Raw genomic sequence first — 21,299 nt, 5'->3', positions numbered from 1 at the left:
CCATTGTTAAGGCCGGGCTGCGGCATTCGCGCGATCAGCAGGAAAACCCTGGGATGCGGATGGCGATGCCCGTCAAATATCTTGTTGCACCCTGCCGCCTGCTGCCGGCGCTTCTGGCGCTGGTCCTGCTGATTCTGCCCGCCTGGGCCGAACCGCCCGCCGCCCCCGACGCGCGGCTGGCGCAGGCGCTGTTCGGCGCCGACGGGCCGGTGGTCCTGGACCGCCGCGAAACCCCGGTGCCGGGCTGGAGCGTCAGCCGCGACGGCCGGGCGCTGGGCATGATCGGCTCGACCTGGGAGATCGCGGCGACCACCGGCTATTCCGGCAAGCCGCTGGACGTGCTGGTCGCGGTCACGCCCAAGGGGGTCATCGCCGGCGCCAGGCTGGTGCGCCAGACCGAGCCGGTGCTGAGCCTCGGGATCTCGCAGGCGCATATCGCCGCCTATGTGGACGGGTTCCGCGGCGTCGACCTGTCGCAGGGCCAAGGGCGGGATCGCGGGCTGCCGCCGGTGATCTCGCGCGCGACGGTCTCGACCGGGGTGATTCGCGACGGCATCCTGCGCAGCGGCCGGGTGCTGGCGCAGGCGCAGGGGCTGGGCGGCGGCGGCATCGACCGCGTGGGCTACCGCCCCGCCACCTGGGCCGAACTGCTGGCCGAGGGGGCATTCGGCCATGCCTCGGTCTCGATGGCCGAGGCGGCGCGGGCCTTTGCCGGCGCCAAGGTGCCGGTCGAGCCATCGGAGGCGCCGTTCCTCGACCTTTATGCCGGGCTGATCGACCCGCCGACCGTCGGGCGCAACCTCTTGGGCGCGCAGGACTTCACCGCCGCCGTGGGCGCCTTGCAGCCGGGACAGGCGCTGGTGGCGGTGCTGTCGCGCGGCCTCTACAGCCCGCGCGGCACGGAATGGCGCCGCTCGGGCCGGTTCGAGCGCATCGCTTTCGAACAGGGCGCGCTGCGGATCGAGCCGGGCGACGGCGATTTCGTCATGGCCGAGACGCTGGCGCTGGCCGACGCACCGGCCTTCAAGGAAATCAGCCTGTTCCGGCTGAACATCGACCCCGCCGCCGGCGGCATCGACCCGCGCCGGCCCTTCGACCTGGTGGTGACGGCGACCCGGCCGCTGGCCGCGGGGGGCGAAGGCACGCTGCCCATCCGCGCCACCATCCGCCTGCCCGCGGCCTATGCCGTCGCCGAGGCCCCCGCCGTCCCGCTGTGGCAGGAGTTCTGGCAAAAGAAGATCCCCGGCATCGCCATCGTCGGCGCCATGCTGTTCGTGCTGGCGCTGATCCTGTTCGGGCAAGAGGCGCTGGTGCGCCGGCCGATGCTGTGGCGGCGCGTGCGGCTGGGCTTTCTGGCCACCACGCTTTTCGTGCTGGGCTGGGGGCTGAACGGCCAGCTTTCGGTGGTGCAGGTGGTGGCCTTCCTGAACGCGCTGCTGTCCGGCTTTCGCTGGGAGACCTTCCTGATCGAGCCGATCATCTTCCTGATCTGGTCCGCCGTCGCTCTGGGGCTGCTGTTCTGGGGCCGCGGCGTGTTCTGCGGCTGGCTGTGCCCCTTCGGCGCGCTGCAAGAGCTGATGAACGCCGCCGCCCAGCGGCTGGGGGTGCGGCAGATTGCCGTGCCCCAGGCCCTGCACGAGCGGTTATGGGTCATCAAGTATACGCTGTTCGTCGCCATCGTCGCGCTGAGCTTCTACAGCATGGAGCAGGCGCTGATCCTGGCCGAGGTCGAGCCGTTCAAGACCGCGATCTCGATGCGCTTCCTGCGCGCCTGGCCCTTCGTGCTGTTCGCGCTTGCGGTGCTGGCGGGCGGGCTGTTCATCGAGCGGTTCTATTGCCGCTACCTGTGTCCCCTGGGCGCGGGGCTGGCGATCCCGGCGAAGCTGAAGATCTTCGACTGGCTCAAGCGCCGCCCGCAATGCGGCCGCGAATGCCGGCTGTGCGAGACGAAATGCACCGTCGGCGCCATCGACCCGCTGGGCCGGATCAACCCCAACGAATGCGTGCTGTGCCTGCGCTGCCAGGTGGTGATGAACGACCCCGGCACCTGCCCGGTGCTCAAGCGCCGCGCCCGCAGCCCCGCCCCGACCGGAGATGCGCCATGAACCGCCGTCGCTTCCTGCTGCTGACCGCCTGCGCCGCGCTGCCCGGCATGGCAGGCGCCGCACCCGCCGCGCCTTCCCAGGAATGGCGGGGCCGCGCCATGGGTGCCGATGTCACCCTGCGGCTGCATGGCGCAGGCCCGGCGCAGGCGCGCGGCTTCTTTGCCGAGGCGGCGCGGCTGCTGGCCCAGGTCGAAAACCTGTTCTCGCTGCATCGCGATTCGGACCTGGCGCGGCTGAACCGCGACGGGCGGCTGCGCTTTCCCGCCGCCGGCATGGTCGAGCTGCTGGCCCTGTCCGACCGGCTGCATCGCGCCACCGGCGGCGCTTTCGACCCGACCGTGCAGCCGCTGTGGCTGGCGCGGGCGCAGGGCGGGGACGAGGCCGCGGCCCGTGCCCTGGCCGGCTGGGATTCGGTCGCCTGGTCGCGGGCCGAGGTGCGGCTGGCCCGCCCCGGCATGGCGCTGACCTTCAACGGCCTGGCGCAGGGCTGGGCCGCCGACAGGCTGGCCGGGGCGGCCGCGCGCCACGGCCTGACCGACCTGCTGATCGACGCGGGCGAGATGCGGGCCTTGGGTGCGCGGGGCTGGCGGGTGGGGCTGGCCGATGCCGCAGGGCGCGAACACCGCCGCATCCGGCTGGGCGACCGGGCGTTGGCGACCTCGTCGCCCGGCGGCACGCTGATCGGTCCGCGCGGCCTGCCGCATATCCTGGCGCCGGACGGCGGGGCGCCGCCTTGGGACACGATCTCGGTCAGCGCCGACAGCGCCGCCCTGGCCGACGGGCTTTCGACCGCGCTTTGCCTGATGCCGCCCGAGGCCGCCTGCGCGGCGCTGGCGCGCCTGCCGGGCTGCCGGATCGAGCTGGCGATCCCCGCGCCGCATGCGGAATTTCCCGGCAAGACCTCAAGCTTTTGCCTCGCTTGACTTTCATCAATGATCGACTCACGCTTGCCGGACAGTGAGGTCGTATCGAAAACAACAGATAGGGGACCCGCGTCATGAGCGAAATCATGACCAAGAACATGGCCCGGAACGTCTTCTACGGCGGGTCCATATTCTTCATCCTGATCTTTGGCGCGTTAACCGTGCATAGCCATATCTATGCCCGCACCAAGGCAGTGGATGAAAGCCAGCTCACCCCCTCGGTCGCCGAGGGCAAGCATATCTGGGAACGCAACGCCTGCATTGACTGCCATACCATCCTGGGCGAGGGCGCCTATTTCGCCCCCGAGCTTGGCAATGTGATGAAACGCTGGGGCGTGCAGGATGATCCCGAATCCGCCTTCGAGACGCTGAAGGGCTGGATGGAATCCATGCCCACCGGAATCGAGGGCCGCCGCCAGATGCCCCGCTTCGATCTGACGGACGAGGAATTCCGGGCGCTGTCGGATTTCCTGCTGTGGACCGGCACGATCAACACCCAGAACTGGCCACCGAACGACGCGGGCTGAGGGGGAAAACCGATGAGATACCATTCGCAACGCATCGCCTATGCCTATTTCCTGGTGGCCATGGCGCTTTTCGCCGTTCAGGTGATTTTCGGCCTGATCATGGGCTGGATCTATGTCAGCCCGAATTTCCTGTCCGAATTGCTGCCCTTTAATATCGCGCGGATGCTGCATACCAACAGCCTGGTCGTCTGGCTGCTCTTGGGCTTTTTCGGCGCGACCTATTACATCCTGCCCGAAGAGGCCGAGCGCGAAATCCATTCGCCGATGCTGGCCTATATCCAGCTGGGCATTTTCGTGCTGGGCACGCTGGGCGTTGTCGTGACCTATCTGTTCGACCTTTTCCATGGCCATTGGCTTTTGGGCAAGGAGGGGCGCGAGTTCCTGGAGCAACCGAAATGGGTCAAGGTCGGCATCGCCGTGGCCGCGGTGATCTTCATGTACAACGTCAGCATGACCGCGCTGAAGGGCCGGCGGACGGCGGTCACGAACGTGCTGCTGATGGGCCTGTGGGGGCTGGTGCTGCTGTGGCTCTTTGCCTTCTACAACCCGGCGAACCTGGTCCTCGACAAGCAATACTGGTGGTGGGTGATCCACCTGTGGGTCGAGGGCGTGTGGGAACTGATCATGGCCGCCATCCTCGCCTTCCTGATGCTCAAGCTGACCGGCGTGGACCGCGAGGTGGTCGAGAAATGGCTTTACGTCATCGTCGCCACGGCGCTGTTCTCGGGCATCCTGGGCACCGGGCACCATTACTACTGGATCGGCCTGCCGGCCTATTGGCAGTGGATCGGCTCGATCTTCTCGAGCTTCGAGATCGTGCCCTTCTTCGCGATGATGTCCTTTGCCTTCGTCATGGTCTGGAAGGGCCGGCGCGACCACCCGAACAAGGCGGCGCTGGTCTGGAGCCTGGGCTGCACCGTGCTGGCCTTCTTCGGGGCCGGGGTCTGGGGCTTCCTGCACACGCTGCACGGGGTGAACTACTATACCCACGGCACGCAGATCACCGCCGCGCATGGCCACCTGGCCTTCTATGGCGCCTATGTCTGCCTGGTGCTGGCGCTGGTGACCTATTGCATGCCGCTGATGAAGAACCGCGACCCCTACAACCAGGTGCTGAACATGGCCTCGTTCTGGCTGATGTCCTCGGGCATGGTGTTCATGACGGTGACGCTGACCTTCGCCGGCACGGTGCAGACCCATCTGCAGCGCGTCGAGGGCGGGTTCTTCATGGACGTGCAGGACGGGCTGGCGCTGTTTTACTGGATGCGCTTCGGCTCGGGCGTCGCGGTGGTGCTGGGCGCGCTGCTCTTCATCTATGCGGTGCTGTTCCCGCGCCGCGAGGTGGTCACAGCCGGCCCGGTGCAGGCGCACAAGGACGGCCATCTGGAGGCTGCGGAGTAAGCCATGAACGCCTATGCGAAACCCGAACGGAACGGGGCGGCCGACGCCCCCTTCTACCTGCCGCAGGGCGACGAGGTCGCGGTCTTCGAGGCCGCCGCCGCGAACGACCTGCCGGTGCTGCTGAAAGGCCCGACCGGCTGCGGCAAGACGCGCTTCGTCGCCCATATGGCGGCGCGGCTGGGCCGGCCGCTTTACACCGTGGCCTGCCATGACGACCTGTCGGCGGCCGACCTGATCGGCCGCTACCTGCTCAAGGGCGGCGAGACGGTCTGGACCGACGGTCCCCTGACCCGCGCCGTGCGCGAGGGCGCGATCTGCTATCTCGACGAGGTGGTCGAGGCGCGCAAGGACGTGACCGTCGTTCTGCACCCGCTGACCGACGACCGCCGCATCCTGCCCATCGACCGCACCGGCGAGGAAATCGAGGCGGCGCCCGGCTTCATGCTGGTCGCCTCCTACAACCCCGGCTACCAGAACATCCTCAAGACGCTGAAGCCTTCGACCCGGCAGCGCTTCGTGGCCATGGAGTTCGACTTTCCCGAACCCCGGCGCGAGGCCGAGATCGTGGCCCGCGAAAGCGGCCTCGACCGCGACCGCACCCTGGGGCTGGTGCGGCTGGCGGGCAAGATCCGCGGCCTCAAGGGCCAGGATCTGGAAGAGGGGGTCTCGACCCGGCTGGTGGTCTATGCCGCCAGCCTGGTCGCGCGGGGCATGTCCCTGGACCGCGCCATCGAGGCGGCGATGATCGAGCCCCTGACCGACGATGCCGAGGTCAAGCGCGGGTTGCGCGACCTGGCCGCGGCGATCTTCGGCTAAGGGAGGACGCCATCATGGGCCTGGACCTGGAACCCTGGGAACCCGAGGAAACCGTCGGCAAGCTCTGGCACGTCTGGGCCAGCAGCTTCGGCGCGCCGGAGGCGTTCGAGGATCAGGCGGTGGCGCTTTCCGAGGTCTCGGGGCGGCTCGCGGTGCTGTTCCGGGCCCTGGGCGGCGGCGCGGGGGTCGAGATCCGGCCCGCCGCCGCCCAGGCATCGCATCATCGCATCGGCTGGCTTCGCCGGCTGGGCACCCCGGCCGAGATGGTGCCGCGCGCAAGTTTCGACGGCGAGATCCTGCGCCTGCCGGAACGGCTGACGGCGCTGCCCTCGCGCCAGGCGAACGGGGCGCTTTACCTGTGGCTGGCGGCCTGCGCCGCGCATGGCAACCCGGTGCCGCCGCAGGACGATCCGCTGTGCCGCGACCTGGCGCGGCTGGGCGCGGCGCGCCGGGCCGTCGCGGCGACGCTGGAGGATGCGCCGGGCCTGGCCGGGCTTTACGACGATCTGGCCAGGCTGGTGCTGTCCCTGCGCCCCGACCCGCCGCTGCCCCCGGCCGAGGCGGTGGTCGAGGCGCTGGCGCGCCATCTTCTGGGCGATCCCGCGCCGCTGCCGCCCCTGGCCCGCGACTGGCTGGCCGAGCTGGACGATCCGCAGGCCAGGGCGCCGCGCGACTATCACCCGATGCGGCCGGTGCCGCTTTGGCCCGACCTGGCCCTGCCCGAGACGACGCTGGCCGCGGCGCCGGGCGATGCGCCCGACGGCATCGCCGCCGATCCGGCCAGCGCGCGCATGTTCCGCGCCCGCCGCCGGCAGAGCGACCAGCCGCAGCGCCGCGACAGCCTGATCCTGCACAAGTTCGAGGCCCTGCTGAGCTGGGCCGACCTGATGAACCTCAACCGGCATGTCGACGATGACGATCAGGACGACGCGAAGAAGGCGGCCGAGGATCAGGAAGAACTGGGCCTTGGCCAGGTGTCGAAGGCACCGGCGACGCGTTTGCGGCTGCATCTCGATCTTGCGCCCGAGGATGCGGATCTTGAGGCGGTCGCCGGCATCCGCACCTATCCCGAATGGGATGCGCGGCGCGGCCGCTACCTTGCCGATCATGTGCGCGTGCTGGAAAACCGCGCGCCCGAGCATGACGAGGCGCTGACCCCGGACCCCCGTGCGCAAACCCGCATCCGCGCCGTGCGCCGCCAGTTCGAGGCGCTGCGTCCCGGCCGCGTCACCACCACCGGCCACCGCGACGGCGAGGAACTGGACGCCGAGCTGACCGTCCGCGCCGCCGCCGACCTGCGCGCCACCGGCCAGGGCAGCGACCGCATCTGGCGCCAGTCCCGGCCGCTTGCGCGCAACCTTGCGGTGTCGATCCTGCTCGACGTGTCGCGTTCCACCGAAAGCGCGGTGACGGGCCGCGCGGTGATCGAGATCGAGCGCGAGGCGCTGGCGGCGTTGGCCTGGGGGCTGGATGCCTGCGGCGACCGTTTCGCGGTCAACGCCTTTTCCTCGCTGAAGCGCGACCGGGTGTTCCTGACCGCCTGCAAGGAGTTCGACGAGCCGATGGGCGCCGCGGTCGAACGGCGCATCGCCGGGCTGCGGCCGCGCTTCTATACAAGGCTCGGCGCCGGCATCCGCCATGCCTCGGCCGGGCTGGCGCAGCAGGCCAGCAGCCGGCGGCTTTTGCTGGTCATCACCGACGGCAAGCCCAACGACCTCGACCATTACGAGGGTCGCCACGGCATCGAGGACAGCGCCATGGCGGTGCGCGAGGCGCGGCGCGCCGGCCATGCCGTGCATGGCATCACCGTGGACCGCGACGCGAAAAGCTGGTTTCCCCGCATCTTCGGCCAGGGCGGCTTTTCGCTGATCCCGCATCCCGACCGGCTGCTGGCGGCCCTGCCGGTGATCTATCGCCAGCTGGTGGCGTGATGCGGGTCCAGGATCTGCCGGGCGAGCCGATCATGTGGGTGCTGATCGCCTCGGAACTGCTGGTCTTTGCCGCCGGCATCACCGCCATGGCCGGGGTGCGGCTGACCGACCCGGCCGGCTTTGCCGCGGCGCAGGCGCAGCTGCATGGCTGGATGGCGGCGCTGAACACGGCGATCCTGGTCAGCTCGGGCTTCTGCGCCGCCCTGGCCGAGCGCGCCTGCCACCGCGGCGACGGCCGCCGCGCGCGCATCGGGCTGGCGCTGGCCGCCCTGGGGGGCGCGGCCTTCCTGGCGGTGAAGGCGGTGGAATATGCCGGCGACCTGCGCGCGGGCCTGGGGATGGAGAGCCATCCGTTCTTCACCTTCTACTACCTGCTGACCGGCTTTCACGCCGCGCATGTGCTGTTCGGCATCGGCGTGCTGGCGCTGGTCGCGATCCGGCTGCGCCCCGAAGAGGTGCAGGCGGGCGCGGCCTTCTGGCACATGGTCGACCTGGTCTGGGTGCTGATCCTGCCGCCGGTCTATCTGCTGGGCTAGGGGATGGAATTGACGCGCATCTGGCTGACCCTGCTGGCGCTGACCGCCGCGACCACGGCGCTGGCCTTCGTGCCCGGCCCTGCCGCGGCGGCGGCGCTGCTGGCGGTGGCGTTCCTCAAGGCCCGCGCGATCCTGGGCGGCTTCCTGCATCTCGGCCGGGGCTCGGGCTGGCGCGCGGCCTTTACCGTGCCGCTGGCGATCTGGCTGGCGCTGGTCTGGGGGCTGCACGTCATATGACGACCCTGCCGGTCAGCGACCCGGTTCGTTCCGGTTCTGCCGCGGATGGCCATGCGCCAGGTTGACGAGCTGGGTCTGGCTGTTGACCCCGGTCTTGACGAACAGCGCCTTTTGCTGGGTTCGCACCGTCTCGTGCGACAGCCCGGCCGCCTCGGCGATCTGCCTGAGGTTGAAGCCCTGCAGCAACCCGCCCAGCACCCTGCCTTCCGCGGCGGTCAGGTCATGGGCCAGGCGCAGCCGGTCGCGCTTTTGTTCAAGGTCCAGCCCGTGCAGCCCCGGATCGACCACCAGCATCACGCAGGGGCCAAGCAGCAGTTCCGACAATTCGTCGCGGCCGATGCGGACCATGGTGATCGTGGCCTGCGCCGTCCTGAACTCTGCCAGCTTGCGCCCGGCGTGGTTGCGCGACAGCATCTCGCCCAGGCAGTCGTCGGCGGCCTGATCGACCAGCCCGACCGTGCCAAAGGGCGATTGCCGGACCGCCTGCCAGACCCTGTCCGAGAGTTGCGCGGCCGGCGACACCGGCAGGATCTTGCGATCCGCGCCGACGATCATCACCCCAAGGTCCAGCGATTGCGACAGCACCGCGGGCAGTTCCGCCAGCGCGCCCAGCCCCGAGCCGCGGCGGCACCAGGCCATGGCCCGGTGCAGGTGTGCGGAAATCCGGTTGAAGGTTTGCGACCATGCCTCGATCAGCGCGGACTGGCCCAGCGGGGCCATGATCGTCAGTGTCGCCGTGCCCGAACGCCGCGCATCCAGCAGCAGCCCCGCCGCCGTGTCCAGCCCCAGCGGCCTGAGGAAACCGTCGTGAAATTCGGTGCGCAGCAATTCGTCATGCGGCACCAGCCGATGCGCCGGCATGGACTGGCGTGACTGGGCCGCCATCGCCCGCTCCATCCAGGGGTTGCGGTGGGTATAGTAGTCCACATATTCCGCCAGCGCCTTTTCCGGCGCGCTGTTGTGCAGGATGGAGCAGCTGCCGTCGGCGCCCTGGTAGAACATCGCCCCCATGCCGCCCGGCGTTGCGCGCTCGATCTCGGCCAGGAAGTCGCGCCAGCTGCGCTCGCCCAGAAGGATCGCATAGATCAGGTCGGTCAGCCGTTCCTCGATGCCGTTCATGGACCGCCTGAAATGCCCCGCCTGCCTCTTGCTTTGCAGCCCTTGCCGCGGGCAGGGGGCGGGCCTTGTCCGGCCCGTGCATCCGACCCGGACGGGAATGCCGGGGTCGATGTTATTTCCGGATCCGCCCAGGTCAAGCGCCGATACCGGGCAAGGCCATGTTTTGGCCGCATTTTCAACAGCGCCGCGCCCCGCCGGCTACGCGGGGCAGCTGGCCATCCACCCGTCCGGGGCATAGGCACAGGACTGATTCGCGGTCTGCCTTGCCTCGGCGGGAAGGCGGCGGGTGTCCTGCAAGGCGGCCGGGATGCCGGCGACGCATTCGGCGTCCCCGGCCGCCCTGGCCTCGGCCAGGCAGGTCTCCAGCACCGCCATGCCCTGTTCGCGCCGCACCATGCCATCTTGGCCGAGACATGGACCGAGCTGCCGCCTTGTGCGCCCAGGGCAAGCAGCCGGTCGGAATAGTCGTGAAGCCGGCTGCTTGCCGCGCGGCATTGCGGCCGCTGGTCGCATTTCCCGGTGCCGGGCCGGGATGCGCCTGCCGAGGCCGCTGCGGGCGTGTCCAGCGTGGCGGTTGCGCCTTGGATCGGCGATCCCGTGGCGGCGGGCGCAGCCTCGGCCGCCGAACGGCGCTGGGCGGCATCGTTCGGGCTGGCGGTCGCGACCTGAAGCCCGGCGTCGCGATAGGCATCCCCGCCGAAGGCCGCTGCCGGCAGGCCCACGGCCGCCGTCATCATCTCGCTCTGGTTCACCTGGTCGGTGGTCGCGGGGTCCGGCCCGGAGGTGTCGCAGGCCGACAACAGCATCAAGGGCGCCAAGGCACTGGCAAGAGCAAAGCCGCGGTGCGTTTCAACCTTTCCATGGAAAGCAATGCACCGTCGCTATCGCGCAACCGCCGGCGGACCTTCACCCGATGGGGCGAGGGCCGGCGCGGCGCGCGGTGATTTCCAATGCCGGGGGCGGCGGGTCAGTCCATGGCCAGCATGCGCAATTCGGCGATGTCGGCGATGGTGGCCTTGTCGGCCTCGACCTCGACGCCATGCTGGCGCAGCCGGGCGAAGGCGCGCGACAGGCTTTCGGGCTGCATGCCCAGGTGCCCGGCGATCAGGCGCTTGTTATAGGGCAGCCGGACCTCGGCCGGGCCGGCCACGGCATCCGACAGGTCGGCCAGGAACTGCGCCACCCGCTGCACCCCGGTATGGGCCTTGAGCTTTTCGATCTGGTCCACCAGCCCTTGCAGATGCACGAAGGTCGAGGCGAGCAGGCCGATGGCGAATTCCTGGTTCTCCAGCAGAAGCTGGCGCAGCCGCGCCCCGTCGATCTGCAGGACCGTGCAGTCCGACACCGCCTCGGCCGAGACGGGATAGGGCGTGCCGCGCAGCGCCATCGCCTCGGCGAAGCTGCGGTTGCGGCCCAGGATCGCCACCACCGCCTCGGACCCGCCGGGGGTCAGCCGCGACAGCTTGATGAAGCCGTTCAGCACGATGAACACCGCCCGCGCCGGATCGCCTTGCAGGAAGATGGTCTCGCCCTCGCGATAGCTGCGGCGCTGGGCGTCCTTCAGCAGCTTGTCGCGCACTTCGGGGGCCAGCCCGTTCAGCAGAACGGATTTCTTCACCGCCTCGGGCAGGGGGGCGTTCATCGCAGCCTCATCCTTGGTTTCGCGCGGGGCCGAGTGTCGCACGAGCGGCGGGCGAGGAAAAGACCGTGCGTTCCACTCGGCATTTGCCGGCCATCAGGGCGACAGCCAATGCTCGCGCAAGGCGAAATCGCAGTCCAGCAGCACCAGCTCGGCCGGCCGGCCGGGTGCCAGCGTGCCATGACGGTCCTGCAAGCCCAGCAGTTCCGCGGGAATGGCCGAGGCCATGCGCAGCGCGCGTTCGGGCGCGATGCCGACCTGGCGGACCAGCACGGCGACGGCCTGCGGCAGCGTCAGGTCGGCGCCGGCCAGCGTGCCGTCGGCCAGCGTCAGCCGCCCGTCGCGGCGCAGCACCTTGCGGCCGCCCAGTTCCATCTCGGTCAGATCGGTGCCGGCGAAGGCCATGCAGTCGCTGACCAGGAAGATGCCCTCGGGCCGCGCCCCCAGCGCCAGTTGCATCACCGCCGGATGGACGTGGATGCCGTCGGCGATCAGCCCGGCGCCCGCCTCGCCGGCCAGCACCGCGCCCACCAGCCCCGGCGCGCGGTTGCCGATCTGGCTCATGGCATTGAACAGATGCGTGGCGCAGCGGGCACCGGCGGCAAAGCCGGCCTGCGCCTGTTCGAAACTGCAGTCGCTGTGGCCCAGGCTGACCACCGCGCCGGCCCCGGCAAGGGCGGCGATCTGCTGCGGGCTTGCCGCCTCGGGTGCCAGCGTCACCATCAGCGCCGGCAATTGCCGCGCGGCCTCGCACAGCCGGGCCAGGTCGTCCTCGGCCATCGGCCGGATCAGCGCCGGGTCGTGCGCGCCCTTGCGGCGCGGGTCGAGATGCGGCCCCTCCAGATGCAGACCCAGGAAGCCCGGCACCTGCGCCTTGGCCGCCGCGATCCCCAGTGCGATGACATGGGCGGTGGCCGCGGGCGTGTCGGTGATCAGCGTCGGCAGCACCCCGGCGGTGCCAAGCGCGCGATGCGCGGCGCAGATGCGGCGCAGTCCGTCCAGATCGGTCGTGCCGTCCAGCATCAGCCCGCCGCCGCCGTTCACCTGCAGGTCCAGGAAGGCCGGGGCCAGGATGCCCGTGACCGCCCGCCGCCCCTCGGCCGGGGCCTCGGGCTCGGGCAGGATGGCGGCGATCTCGCCTGCCTCGATCACCAGCGCATGACCGTCGAGGAAACGCGCGCCGTCGAAGATGCGGGCGCCGGTCAGGACCTCGCGCGCCATCACACCGTCTCCGTCACCTTGCGCAGATGCGGCGGCGTGTCGGGGTCGAAGCCGCGCCGCCGCGCCAAGCCCTCGATGAAGGCGTAGAAGCCGGCGATGGTGACAAGCGGCGCCACCAGCGGATGCAGGCCGGGGACCGAGGGCAGGGTGACGGCGCCGCCGACCTCGGTGCCGGTGACGAAGACATCCGCGCCTTGCGCCGCCAGCCGCTCGGCCGTGGCCTTCAGCTGGGGCAGGGCGGCGTCCTCGATCCCCAGCGCCAGCACCGGAAAGCCGGCCTGCACGATGGCGGCGGGGCCGTGCAGCACCTCGGCGGCCGAATAGGCCTCGGCATGGATGCCCGAGGTTTCCTTGAACTTCAGCGCCGCTTCGCAGGCGATGGCGAAGCTGGGGCCGCGGCCGAGGACAAAGGCCGACGATGCCCGCGCCAGCCGCGCCGACAGCGGCGACCAGTCCAGCGCCACGGCCTGCGCCAGCCCTTCGGGCAGGGCGGCGACGGCGTCCTGCAAGGCGTGATCCTGCCGCCATTCCGCCAGCAGCGACAGGCCGGCCAGCACCGAGCAGACGAAGGTCTTGGTGGCGGCGACGCTTTTCTCCTCGCCCGCCTGCAGGGGCAGGCAATGGGCCGAAACCTGCGCCATCGGGCTGTCGGGGACATTGGTGATGGCGATGGACAGCGCGCCGCCCTGGCCCGAGGCGCGCATCATCTCGACCCCGTCCGGGCTGCGGCCGGATTGCGAGATGCCGATGCAGGCCGCCTTGCCCAGCCGCAGGGGCCGGCGATAGATCGAGGCGATGGAGGGCCCGACCGAGGCGACCGGCACGCCCGCCTCCAGCTCGATGGCGTATTTCAGATAGGTCGCGGCATGGTCGGACGACCCCCGCGCCACCGTCACCACCAGGTCGGGATCCTTGCGGCGCAGGGCGCTGGCGGCATCCAGCACCGCGTCGCGCGAACGGTCAAGGAAACGGGCGGCGGCTTCGGGGATCTCGGCCACTTCGCGCGCCATATGCGTCTGGCTCATCACGGGTTCCTTTCGCCTTCCGGGGCAAGTTTCAGTTCCACGGCGAAGTCATAGGCATCGCCGCGATAGAGCGAGCGGGTGAACTCGACCACCTTGCCCGAGGGCAGGTAGGAGATGCGTTCGATCCGCAGCCCGGCCACGCCGGGGCTGACGCCCAGCAGATCGGCGTCCTTGGCGTTCAGGTTCGCGGCCGAGATGCGCTGCACCGCCCGCACCGGCCGCAGCCCGCGGCCTTGCAGCACCGCGTAAAGCGAGGCATCGACGCCTTCGGGATCGGGCAGGATCGCCTGCGACAGCGAGGCGCGCTCGATGGCCAGCGGCACCCCGTCCGAGCTGCGCACCCGTTCCAGCCGCGCCACCTTTTCGCCGACGCCCAGCCCCAGCGCCATCACCTCTTCGGGGGCGGGGGCGTGCAGGCCGCGCGCGATCCAGCGGCTTTCGACGCTGCGGCCGCGCCGGGCCATGTCCTCGGTAAAGGATGTCAGCAGCGACAGCGCCTGTTCCAGCTTTTCGACCCTGGGCGCGACGAAGGTGCCCGAGCCGCGCCTTTGCACCAGCTGCCCCGAGGCGACCAGCTCCGCCACCCCCTTGCGCACGGTGACGCGCGACAGGCCGGTCATCGCCGCCAGTTCGCGTTCCGACGGCAGGCTGTCGCCCGGCTGCAGCCGCCCCGAGGCGATGGCCTCGGCGATCAGCCGGTGCAATTGCAGGTAAAGCGGGCCGCCGCCGGTTTCCTCGAAAGCCTCGGGGGTGAACAGCTCGCCCATCACGCCTCCTGCCGGGCCAGGTGCAGCGCGCCGTCGAGGCCCGAGCCCCTGGGCGGCTGGATGGGCCACAGCCCCTGCAGGCGGTCGGCGTAATGCGCGCCAAGCCCGCCCAGGAACACCACCGGCAGGTGGCGGCCGGCCTGCAAGGTGTCGATCATGGCGCGGATCTCGGCCACGGCCGCGGCAAAGATGCGCTCGCCCGCCGGGTCGGTGCCGGCGGTGATGCGCGGCGCGAATGCGGCGAATTCGGCGGGCCGGGCGCGGAAGCCGAAGGAGATCACCCCCTCGATCCCGCCCAGCTCGTCCAGGACGGCTTGCAGCAGCGGGCTCATCGGTGCGAAGCCGTCCTCGGCGCGCAGGGCCTCGGACAGAAGCGCCCGGCCCAGCACCGCGCCGCTGCCCTCGTCGCCCAGGACGAAGCCGCGCCCGCCATATTGCCGCATCTCGCCGCCGATCTGGACCGCAAAGACCGAGCCGGTGCCCATCGCGGCGACGATGCCGTCCCCGCCCCCCAGCGCGCCGGTGGCGGCGGTGACGGCATCGGTGACGATGCGCGTGCGGCGAAAGGGCAGCATGGCCTGCAGGCCGCGGGCGGCGGCGGTGACATTGGCGCCGGCCAGGCCCAGCACGGCGGTCAGCTCGTCCAGGTGGCCCCGCCCGGCGTCCTGAAGCGCGGCGCGGGCGGCGGCGAGGATATTGGCGCCGGCCCCCTCGGTCTCGACCGAGATATTCGCCGGCCCCGCCGCGCCCCGGCCGATGATCCGGCCCGAGCCGTCCGCGACGGCGGCGCGGCAGCCGGTCCCTCCTCCGTCTATGCCCAGGAAATATGACATGGCGACTCCCTTTGCAGGCAAGATACCAAAACAATACCAAATGGGAAGGGCTAATTTGAATTTCCCCAAGAAACGCCGATTTTCGGCCCGTTTGAAGAAGGGGGTTTACAAGTGGTATTGTTTTGGCATTATCAACGGAACAGGGGGAATCACATGACCGCATCCGGCACCGAGGCAAGGCATCCGGCATCGACAGGGCTTCACGCGCGCCCCGGCGGCGACGTGCTGCGCATCCTGCTGGAGGCGCAGGTCGCGGCGCTGGCTGCGTTGCAGCCCGCCTTGCCGGCGCTGGAACGCGCGGCCGAGGCCGCAGCAGAGACGCTGCGCCGGGGCGGCAAGCTCGGCTATGCCGGGGCCGGTTCCTCGGGGCTGATGGCGCTGGCCGATTGCCTGGAACTGGCCGGCACCTTCGGCATCGCGCCCGAGCGCACGCCGATGATGTTCGCCGGCGGGACCGAGGCGCTTTTGCACCTGCAAGGCAGCGTCGAGGACGAGCCGCGGCTTGCGCTGGCCGACCTGGACCGTTCCGGGCTGGCGGCGGGGGATGTGCTCTTGTGCCTCTCGGCCTCGGGGCGCACGCCCTATGCGCTGGCGATCTGCGCGGCGGCGCAGGAGCGGGGCGTGACCGTGGCCGGCCTAGCCAATGTGGCGGGCTCGGCCCTGCTGGAACGCGCCGACATCCCGGTGCTGATCGAGACCGGGGCCGAGGTGGTTTCCGGCTCGACCCGCATGGGGGCGGCCACGGCGCAGAAGGTGGCGCTGAACATGCTGTCGGTGCTGGTGGCGATCCGGCTGGGCCATGTCCATGACGGCTACATGGTCAACCTGGTGGCCGACAACATCAAGCTGGTGGACCGCGCCGCCCGCATCGTCGCCGCCGTGGCGGGGGTCGGGCGCGACGCGGCCGAGACGGCGCTGTCGCGCAGCGGCGGCGCGGTGAAGCCCGCGATCCTGGTCGCGCGCGGCATGGCGCCTGATATGGCCCAGGCGCGGCTGGCCGAAGCCGGGGGCCTGCTGGCCCCGCTGATCTGATTGCAACCGGAGGGTCCGCGAGAGACCCGATGCCGAAGGGAGAAGACCATGACCAAGACCATCCGCCTGGCGCTGCTGGCCAGCACATTGCTGACCGGCGCCGCCTGGGCCCAGGACGTGACGCTGACCATCGAGAGCTGGCGCAACGACGACCTTGCCATCTGGCAGGAAAAGATCATCCCGGCCTTCGAATCGGCCAATCCCGGCATCAAGATCAATTTCGCGCCCTCGGCGCCGCCGGAATACAACGCGGTGCTGAACTCCAAGCTGGATGCGGGCTCGGCCGGCGACCTGATCACCTGCCGGCCCTTCGACGCCTCGCTGGAGCTGTTCAAGAAGGGCAAGCTGGCCGACCTGAGCGACCTGGCGGCGATGGCGAATTTCTCGGACGTGGCGAAATCGGCCTGGCAGACCGATGACGGCGCCCAGACCTTCTGCGTGCCGATGGCCTCGGTGATCCACGGCTTCATCTACAACAAGACCGCCTTCGAGGAACTGGGGCTGACACCGCCGAAGACCGAGGCCGAGTTCTTTGCCCTGCTCGACAAGATCAAGGAGGACGGCAGCTATATCCCGATGGCCATGGGCACCGCGGACCAGTGGGAGGCCGCGACCATGGGCTACCAGAACATCGGCCCGAACTACTGGAAGGGCGAGGAGGGCCGCAAGGCGCTGATCGAGGGCACGCAAAAGCTGACCGACGAAGGCTGGGTCGCGCCCTTCCGCCAGCTGGCGAAATGGAAGGACTACCTGGGCGACGGGTTCGAGGCGCAGACCTATCCCGACAGCCAGAACCTGTTCACGCTGGGCCGCGCCGCGATCTATCCGGCCGGGTCGTGGGAGATCGGCGTCTTCGGCCCGCAGATCGGCGGCGCCTTCGAGATGGGCGCCTTTCCGCCCCCCGTCCCGGCCGAGGGCGACACCTGCCATATCAGCGACCATACCGACATCGCGCTGGGCATGAACGCGGCGACGCAGCACCCGGAAGAGGCGCGGAAGTTCCTGGAATGGGTCGGTTCGTCCGAGTTCGCCACGCTTTACGCCAATGCGCTGCCGGGCTTCTTCTCGCTGAATTCGGCGCCGGTCGAGATGGAGGATGCGCTGGCCAAGGAATTCGTCTCCTGGCGCGAGAGCTGCGAGCCCACCATCCGCTCGACCTACCAGATCCTGTCGCGGGGCACGCCGAACCTGGAGAACGAGACCTGGACCGCCTCGGCCAATGTCATCACCGGCACCGAGACGCCCGAGGCCGCGGCCGAGCGGCTGCAACAGGGCCTGGCCTCGTGGTACGCGCCGCAGCAGAACTGAGCCTCGGCCGGGCCTGACGGCCGGAAGTGAATGTGGCCGGGCCTGGCGGCCCGAGGTGAAATGTGGCCGGGCCTGGTGGCCCGAGGTGAAATGTTGCCGGGCCTGGCGGCCCGGCGGTGGCGGGGGGCTTTCCGCCCCCCGCACCCCCCGAGGGTATTTTTCAACGGAGAAGGAGGGCGTCATGGCGCAGCGGAAAGCGTTTCGCTGGCATATCGCGGTGTTTCTTGCGCCCGCGGTGCTGGTCTATACCGCCATCATGATCGTGCCGCTGTTCGGGACGCTGAACCTGTCGCTGTTCAACACCGGCGAGGAGGGCCGCGTCTTCGTCGGCCTGCGGAATTTCGCCACGCTGTTCGGCGATCCGCGCTGGTCGGCGAGTTTCTGGAACGCGCTGGGCAACAACGCCTGGTTCTTCCTGGTCCATATGCTGGTGCAGAATCCGGTCGGCGTGGCGCTGGCGGCGCTGCTGAGTTCGCCGCGGCTGCGGGGGGCGGCCTTCTATCGCACCGCGATCTTCATCCCGACCATCCTGAGCTTCGTCATCGTCGGCTTCGTCTGGAAGCTGATCCTGTCGCCGATCTGGGGCATTGCGCCCGGCATGCTGGACGCCGTCGGGCTGAAGAGCCTGTTCGCGCCCTGGCTGGGCCGCGAGGGCACGGCGCTGACCACCCTGGCGCTGATCTCGGTCTGGCAATTCGTCGGCATTCCGATGATGCTGATCTATGCCGCGCTGCTGTCGATCCCCGACGAGGTGATCGAGGCGGCCGAGATGGACGGCGTCACCGGCTGGTCGCAGTTCTGGAAGATCAAGCTGCCGCTGATCCTGCCCTCGATCGGCATCATCTCGATCCTGACCTTCGTCGGCAATTTCAACGCCTTCGACCTGATCTACGTCACGCAAGGCGCCTTGGCGGGGCCGAATTTCTCGACCGACATCCTGGGGACGTTCCTTTACCGGACCTTCTTCGGCTTCCAGCTGCAGATCGGCGACCCGCACATGGGCGCGACCATCGCCACCGCCATGTTCGGCATCATCCTGCTGGGCGTCGGCTTCTACCTGTTCGCCATCCAGCGCCGGCTGCGCCGCTATCAGTTCTGAGGGGAGAGCCATGAGCCAAGCCCGCCATTCCACCGCCCGCAGCCTGGCTGCCCATGCGGTGCTGATCCTCTATACCGTGATCGCGCTGTTTCCGGTCTTCGTCGTGGTCATCAACAGCTTCAAGAACCGCCGCGCGATATTCGCCGATCCGCTGGCCGTGCCCACGGCGGAAAGCTTCGACCTGGTCGGCTATCGCACGGTGCTGGCGCAGGGGGATTTCCTGCTTTACTTCCAGAACTCGCTGGTCGTGACCGTGGCCAGCCTGTTCTTCGTGCTGCTGTTCGGCGCCATGGCGGCCTTCGCCCTGTCGGAATACCGCTTTCGCGGCAACATGCTGATGGGGCTTTACCTGGCCTTGGGGATCATGATCCCGATCCGGCTGGGCACCGTCGCCATCCTGCAGATGATGGTGGCCTCGGGGCTGGTCAATACGCTGACGGCGCTGGTGCTGGTCTATACCGCGCAAGGGTTGCCGCTGGCGGTGTTCATCCTGTCCGAGTTCATGCGCGGCGTCTCGGACGACCTGAAGAACGCCGGCCGCATCGACGGGCTGTCGGAATACACCATCTTCTTCCGGCTGGTGCTGCCCTTGGTGCGGCCGGCCATGGCCACCGTCGCCGTCTTTACCATGATCCCGATCTGGAACGACCTGTGGTTCCCGCTGATCCTGGCGCCCAGCGAGGCGACCAAGACCGTCACCCTGGGCAGCCAGGTCTTCATCGGCCAGTTCGTCACCAACTGGAATGCGGTGCTGGCGGCGCTGAGCCTCGCCATCCTGCCGGTGCTGGTGCTCTACTTGGTGTTCTCGCGCCAGCTGATCCGCGGCATCACCGCCGGCGCCGTCAAATGATCCGTCTTGCAGCAAGGAGACCCCGATGGGAGCCCTGACCCTTACCCAAGTCACCAAGTCCTTCGGCACCACCCAGGTCATCAAGGGCGTGGACCTGGCGGTCGAGGATGGCGAGTTCTGCGTCTTCGTCGGCCCCTCGGGCTGCGGCAAGTCCACGCTTCTGCGCATGATCGCCGGGCTCGAGGACGTGACCTCGGGCGACGTGGCCATCGACGGCGCGCGGGTGAACGACCTGGCCCCGGCCCGGCGCGAGATCGCCATGGTGTTCCAGAGCTATGCGCTTTACCCGCACCTGACCGTGCGCGACAACATGGGGTTGGCGTTGAAGCAGGCCGGCACGCCCAGGGCGCAGATCGAGGCGGCGACCGGCAAGGCGGCCGAGATGCTGGCGCTGGCGCATCTGCTGGAGCGGCGCCCGGCCGAGCTGTCGGGCGGCCAGCGCCAGCGCGTCGCCATCGGCCGCGCCATCGTGCGGCGCCCGAAGCTGTTCCTGTTCGACGAGCCGCTGTCGAACCTCGACGCCGCGCTGCGCGTGCAGACCCGGATCGAGATTGCCCGGCTGCATCGCGAACTGGGCGCGACGATGATCTATGTGACCCACGACCAGGTCGAGGCGATGACGCTGGCCGACAAGATCGTCGTATTGCGCGGCGGCGTGGTCGAGCAGGTGGGCCGGCCGATGGACCTTTACAACGATCCCGACAACACCTTCGTCGCCGGCTTCATCGGCAGCCCGCAGATGAATTTCCTGGACGCCGGCAAGCTGGGCCTGCGCTCGGCCCGGCTGGGCATCCGCCCCGAGCATCTGGTGCCGGGCGGCGGCCAGATCGGCGGCCGCGTCAGCCATGTCGAGAAGCTGGGCGGCGAGACGCTGGTCTATGTCGCATCCGAGGACCACGGCCTTTTGACCGTGCGGCTCTTCGGCGAGCAGGACTATGCCGTGGACGAGGTGGTCGGGCTGGGCTTCGAGCCGAACCGCGCCTTTCACTTCGACGCCGAGGGGCGGCGGCTGCGCTAGATCACCACGACGCCGGAATGCTTGGCCTTGTGTTCCGGCTCGACATGGATGGTGATGAACGCGCCGGGCAGCTTGCGCTTGAGCGCCTGTTCGATGCGGTCGCAGATGTCATGGGCGGCATCGACCGTGGTCTGGCCGTCCACCACCAGGTGGAAGTCGATGAAGGTGCGCGGCCCGGCATGGCGGGTGCGCAGGTCATGCGCCTCGATGGCGCCGATGGCGGTGTCCGAGATGGTGGCGCGGATCTCGGCCAGCGTGTCCTCGGAAACCGCCTCGTCCATCAGGCCCGAGAGCGAGCTGGCCATGACCTTCCAACCCGACCACAGGATGTTCAGCGCGACCAGCGCCGCCAGCGCCGGGTCCAGCACCGCCCAGCCGGTGAGGACCGCCAGCGTCACGCCCGCCACCACGCCCACGGACGAGATCACGTCCGACAGGAGGTGCCGTCCGTCGGCGACCAGCGCCGGCGATTTCAGCCGCCCGCCGCGGCTGATCAGCACCCAGCACCACAGCGCGTTCAGCACGCTGGCCAAACCGTTGACCAGAAGCCCTTCGAGCGGCGCATCCAGCATGCGCGGGTTCTGGAAACCGTGCCATGCCTCGCGCAGGATCAGCAGCGCGGCGACGATGATCATCACCCCCTCCAGCACGGCGCTGAAGAACTCGGCCTTGTGATGGCCATAGGGGTGGCCGCGGTCGGCGGGCTTGGCCGCGACCCGGATCGCAATCAGCGCAGCGACGGCGGTGGCGACGTTTACCGTGCTTTCCAGCGCATCCGACAGCAGCGCGACCGAGCCGGTCAGCCACCAGGCAAGCGCCTTCAGCGCCAGAACGACCAGCCCGACGAGGATGCTGCCGAAGGCGATCTTTTCGGTCGCAGACATGGGCGCTTCCTTTTCCGAATCCGTCGCG

The 21,299-nt window shown here is 69.5% G+C and carries 22 protein-coding genes; 14 read left to right on the top strand and 8 right to left on the bottom strand.

What is annotated here, in order from left to right; genetic code table 11:
• Nucleotides 1-59: 59 nt before the first annotated feature.
• The 8 genes from KF941_RS10895 (at nt 60) to KF941_RS10860 (ending at nt 8,476) form a co-directional block, all read left to right on the top strand.
• Nucleotides 60-2,105, top strand: coding sequence for a NosR/NirI family protein (locus KF941_RS10895; RefSeq protein WP_214273325.1), 2,046 nt, complete (start codon nt 60-62; stop codon nt 2,103-2,105).
• Complete coding sequence (locus KF941_RS10890; RefSeq protein ID WP_214273324.1) at nt 2,102-3,028, top strand: FAD:protein FMN transferase; 927 nt, start codon at nt 2,102-2,104, stop codon at nt 3,026-3,028. The genes KF941_RS10895 and KF941_RS10890 overlap by 4 nt, the downstream gene beginning before the upstream one ends.
• 74 nt (nt 3,029-3,102) lie before the next feature.
• Nucleotides 3,103-3,555 (top strand): cytochrome c, encoded by a 453-nt coding sequence (locus KF941_RS10885; RefSeq protein ID WP_036751962.1) that lies wholly within the window; start codon nt 3,103-3,105, stop codon nt 3,553-3,555.
• 12 nt (nt 3,556-3,567) lie between these two features.
• Nucleotides 3,568-4,956, top strand: a complete 1,389-nt coding sequence (locus KF941_RS10880) for a cbb3-type cytochrome c oxidase subunit I (protein ID WP_036751959.1) — start codon at nt 3,568-3,570, stop codon at nt 4,954-4,956.
• 3 nt (nt 4,957-4,959) lie between these two features.
• Entirely contained in the window at nt 4,960-5,772 is an 813-nt protein-coding gene (locus tag KF941_RS10875) for a CbbQ/NirQ/NorQ/GpvN family protein (RefSeq protein ID WP_036751956.1), read from the top strand.
• 14 nt (nt 5,773-5,786) lie between these two features.
• A complete protein-coding gene (locus tag KF941_RS10870; protein ID WP_214273323.1) occupies nt 5,787-7,703 on the top strand; it encodes a nitric oxide reductase D protein in 1,917 nt (638 codons plus the stop codon).
• On the top strand, nt 7,703-8,239 hold the full coding sequence (locus tag KF941_RS10865; RefSeq protein WP_214273322.1) for a cytochrome c oxidase subunit 3: 537 nt from the start codon (nt 7,703-7,705) through the stop codon (nt 8,237-8,239). Before KF941_RS10870 ends, KF941_RS10865 begins: the two co-directional genes overlap by 1 nt.
• Nucleotides 8,240-8,242: 3 nt before the next feature.
• A complete protein-coding gene (locus KF941_RS10860; protein WP_036751948.1) occupies nt 8,243-8,476 on the top strand; it encodes a cytochrome C oxidase subunit IV family protein in 234 nt (77 codons plus the stop codon).
• A gap of 12 nt (nt 8,477-8,488) precedes the next feature.
• Here the strand turns inward: KF941_RS10860 and KF941_RS10855 are convergent, their stop codons facing one another.
• The 7 genes from KF941_RS10855 to KF941_RS10825 all read right to left on the bottom strand — a co-directional run bounded on the left by KF941_RS10855 (nt 8,489) and on the right by KF941_RS10825 (nt 15,080).
• Entirely contained in the window at nt 8,489-9,595 is a 1,107-nt protein-coding gene (locus KF941_RS10855) for a helix-turn-helix transcriptional regulator (protein WP_214273321.1), read from the bottom strand.
• 198 nt (nt 9,596-9,793) lie between these two features.
• On the bottom strand, nt 9,794-9,991 hold the full coding sequence (locus KF941_RS10850) for a hypothetical protein (protein ID WP_214273320.1): 198 nt from the start codon (nt 9,989-9,991) through the stop codon (nt 9,794-9,796).
• A 571-nt stretch (nt 9,992-10,562) separates the two neighbouring features.
• Nucleotides 10,563-11,237: a Crp/Fnr family transcriptional regulator gene (locus KF941_RS10845; RefSeq protein WP_036751943.1), complete on the bottom strand. Its 675-nt coding sequence runs from the start codon at nt 11,235-11,237 to the stop codon at nt 10,563-10,565.
• Nucleotides 11,238-11,330: 93 nt separating this feature from the next.
• Nucleotides 11,331-12,455, bottom strand: coding sequence for an N-acetylglucosamine-6-phosphate deacetylase (gene nagA / locus KF941_RS10840; protein WP_214273319.1), 1,125 nt, complete (start codon nt 12,453-12,455; stop codon nt 11,331-11,333).
• Nucleotides 12,455-13,480: an SIS domain-containing protein gene (locus KF941_RS10835; protein WP_072461081.1), complete on the bottom strand. Its 1,026-nt coding sequence runs from the start codon at nt 13,478-13,480 to the stop codon at nt 12,455-12,457. Before KF941_RS10835 ends, nagA begins: the two co-directional genes overlap by 1 nt.
• Nucleotides 13,480-14,247: a GntR family transcriptional regulator gene (locus KF941_RS10830; protein WP_214273318.1), complete on the bottom strand. Its 768-nt coding sequence runs from the start codon at nt 14,245-14,247 to the stop codon at nt 13,480-13,482. The genes KF941_RS10835 and KF941_RS10830 overlap by 1 nt, the downstream gene beginning before the upstream one ends.
• Entirely contained in the window at nt 14,247-15,080 is an 834-nt protein-coding gene (locus tag KF941_RS10825) for a BadF/BadG/BcrA/BcrD ATPase family protein (RefSeq protein ID WP_214273317.1), read from the bottom strand. The genes KF941_RS10830 and KF941_RS10825 overlap by 1 nt, the downstream gene beginning before the upstream one ends.
• Here KF941_RS10825 and KF941_RS10820 point away from each other — a divergent pair.
• The 6 genes from KF941_RS10820 to KF941_RS10795 all read left to right on the top strand — a co-directional run bounded on the left by KF941_RS10820 (nt 15,079) and on the right by KF941_RS10795 (nt 20,387).
• Nucleotides 15,079-15,237: a hypothetical protein gene (locus KF941_RS10820; protein ID WP_214273316.1), complete on the top strand. Its 159-nt coding sequence runs from the start codon at nt 15,079-15,081 to the stop codon at nt 15,235-15,237. The genes KF941_RS10825 and KF941_RS10820 overlap by 2 nt on opposite strands.
• Nucleotides 15,234-16,112, top strand: a complete 879-nt coding sequence (locus KF941_RS10815; protein WP_214273315.1) for an N-acetylmuramic acid 6-phosphate etherase — start codon at nt 15,234-15,236, stop codon at nt 16,110-16,112. The genes KF941_RS10820 and KF941_RS10815 overlap by 4 nt, the downstream gene beginning before the upstream one ends.
• Before the next feature lie 48 nt (nt 16,113-16,160).
• Nucleotides 16,161-17,420, top strand: coding sequence for an ABC transporter substrate-binding protein (locus tag KF941_RS10810; protein WP_214273314.1), 1,260 nt, complete (start codon nt 16,161-16,163; stop codon nt 17,418-17,420).
• A 181-nt stretch (nt 17,421-17,601) separates the two neighbouring features.
• On the top strand, nt 17,602-18,519 hold the full coding sequence (locus KF941_RS10805) for a sugar ABC transporter permease (protein ID WP_036751925.1): 918 nt from the start codon (nt 17,602-17,604) through the stop codon (nt 18,517-18,519).
• Nucleotides 18,520-18,529: 10 nt separating this feature from the next.
• The gene (locus tag KF941_RS10800; RefSeq protein WP_036751922.1) at nt 18,530-19,369 is read left to right on the top strand and encodes a carbohydrate ABC transporter permease; all 840 of its coding nucleotides are present in this window, start codon (nt 18,530-18,532) and stop codon (nt 19,367-19,369) included.
• Nucleotides 19,370-19,394: 25 nt separating this feature from the next.
• Nucleotides 19,395-20,387 (top strand): ATP-binding cassette domain-containing protein, encoded by a 993-nt coding sequence (locus KF941_RS10795; protein WP_036751919.1) that lies wholly within the window; start codon nt 19,395-19,397, stop codon nt 20,385-20,387.
• Here KF941_RS10795 and KF941_RS10790 read toward each other — a convergent pair.
• Nucleotides 20,384-21,271 (bottom strand): cation diffusion facilitator family transporter, encoded by an 888-nt coding sequence (locus KF941_RS10790; RefSeq protein WP_072461077.1) that lies wholly within the window; start codon nt 21,269-21,271, stop codon nt 20,384-20,386. The two genes, KF941_RS10795 and KF941_RS10790, sit on opposite strands and share 4 nt — an antisense overlap.
• Between the last annotated feature and the right edge of the window lie 28 nt (nt 21,272-21,299).

Origin of the sequence: Paracoccus sp. pheM1, assembly GCF_018499825.1 — a bacterium.
Lineage (GTDB): Bacteria > Pseudomonadota > Alphaproteobacteria > Rhodobacterales > Rhodobacteraceae > Paracoccus > Paracoccus versutus.
The sequence above is the reverse complement of the archived record's forward strand: the minus strand, read 5'-3'. Positions and strand labels throughout refer to the sequence as shown.

Excerpts from the sequence above, each read along its gene's own strand:
- KF941_RS10895 (WP_214273325.1), top strand. The coding sequence starts at position 60 with ATGGCGATGCCCGTCAAATATCTTGTTGCACCCTGCCGCCTGCTGCCG.
- KF941_RS10890 (WP_214273324.1), top strand. The coding sequence starts at position 2,102 with ATGAACCGCCGTCGCTTCCTGCTGCTGACCGCCTGCGCCGCGCTGCCC.
- KF941_RS10885 (WP_036751962.1), top strand. The coding sequence starts at position 3,103 with ATGAGCGAAATCATGACCAAGAACATGGCCCGGAACGTCTTCTACGGC.
- KF941_RS10880 (WP_036751959.1), top strand. The coding sequence starts at position 3,568 with ATGAGATACCATTCGCAACGCATCGCCTATGCCTATTTCCTGGTGGCC.
- KF941_RS10875 (WP_036751956.1), top strand. The coding sequence starts at position 4,960 with ATGAACGCCTATGCGAAACCCGAACGGAACGGGGCGGCCGACGCCCCC.
- KF941_RS10870 (WP_214273323.1), top strand. The coding sequence starts at position 5,787 with ATGGGCCTGGACCTGGAACCCTGGGAACCCGAGGAAACCGTCGGCAAG.
- KF941_RS10865 (WP_214273322.1), top strand. The coding sequence starts at position 7,703 with ATGCGGGTCCAGGATCTGCCGGGCGAGCCGATCATGTGGGTGCTGATC.
- KF941_RS10860 (WP_036751948.1), top strand. The coding sequence starts at position 8,243 with ATGGAATTGACGCGCATCTGGCTGACCCTGCTGGCGCTGACCGCCGCG.
- KF941_RS10855 (WP_214273321.1), bottom strand. The coding sequence starts at position 9,595 with ATGAACGGCATCGAGGAACGGCTGACCGACCTGATCTATGCGATCCTT.
- KF941_RS10850 (WP_214273320.1), bottom strand. The coding sequence starts at position 9,991 with ATGGTGCGGCGCGAACAGGGCATGGCGGTGCTGGAGACCTGCCTGGCC.
- KF941_RS10845 (WP_036751943.1), bottom strand. The coding sequence starts at position 11,237 with ATGAACGCCCCCCTGCCCGAGGCGGTGAAGAAATCCGTTCTGCTGAAC.
- nagA (WP_214273319.1), bottom strand. The coding sequence starts at position 12,455 with ATGGCGCGCGAGGTCCTGACCGGCGCCCGCATCTTCGACGGCGCGCGT.
- KF941_RS10835 (WP_072461081.1), bottom strand. The coding sequence starts at position 13,480 with ATGAGCCAGACGCATATGGCGCGCGAAGTGGCCGAGATCCCCGAAGCC.
- KF941_RS10830 (WP_214273318.1), bottom strand. The coding sequence starts at position 14,247 with ATGGGCGAGCTGTTCACCCCCGAGGCTTTCGAGGAAACCGGCGGCGGC.
- KF941_RS10820 (WP_214273316.1), top strand. The coding sequence starts at position 15,079 with ATGGCGACTCCCTTTGCAGGCAAGATACCAAAACAATACCAAATGGGA.
- KF941_RS10825 (WP_214273317.1), bottom strand. The coding sequence starts at position 15,080 with ATGTCATATTTCCTGGGCATAGACGGAGGAGGGACCGGCTGCCGCGCC.
- KF941_RS10815 (WP_214273315.1), top strand. The coding sequence starts at position 15,234 with ATGACCGCATCCGGCACCGAGGCAAGGCATCCGGCATCGACAGGGCTT.
- KF941_RS10810 (WP_214273314.1), top strand. The coding sequence starts at position 16,161 with ATGACCAAGACCATCCGCCTGGCGCTGCTGGCCAGCACATTGCTGACC.
- KF941_RS10805 (WP_036751925.1), top strand. The coding sequence starts at position 17,602 with ATGGCGCAGCGGAAAGCGTTTCGCTGGCATATCGCGGTGTTTCTTGCG.
- KF941_RS10800 (WP_036751922.1), top strand. The coding sequence starts at position 18,530 with ATGAGCCAAGCCCGCCATTCCACCGCCCGCAGCCTGGCTGCCCATGCG.
- KF941_RS10795 (WP_036751919.1), top strand. The coding sequence starts at position 19,395 with ATGGGAGCCCTGACCCTTACCCAAGTCACCAAGTCCTTCGGCACCACC.
- KF941_RS10790 (WP_072461077.1), bottom strand. The coding sequence starts at position 21,271 with ATGTCTGCGACCGAAAAGATCGCCTTCGGCAGCATCCTCGTCGGGCTG.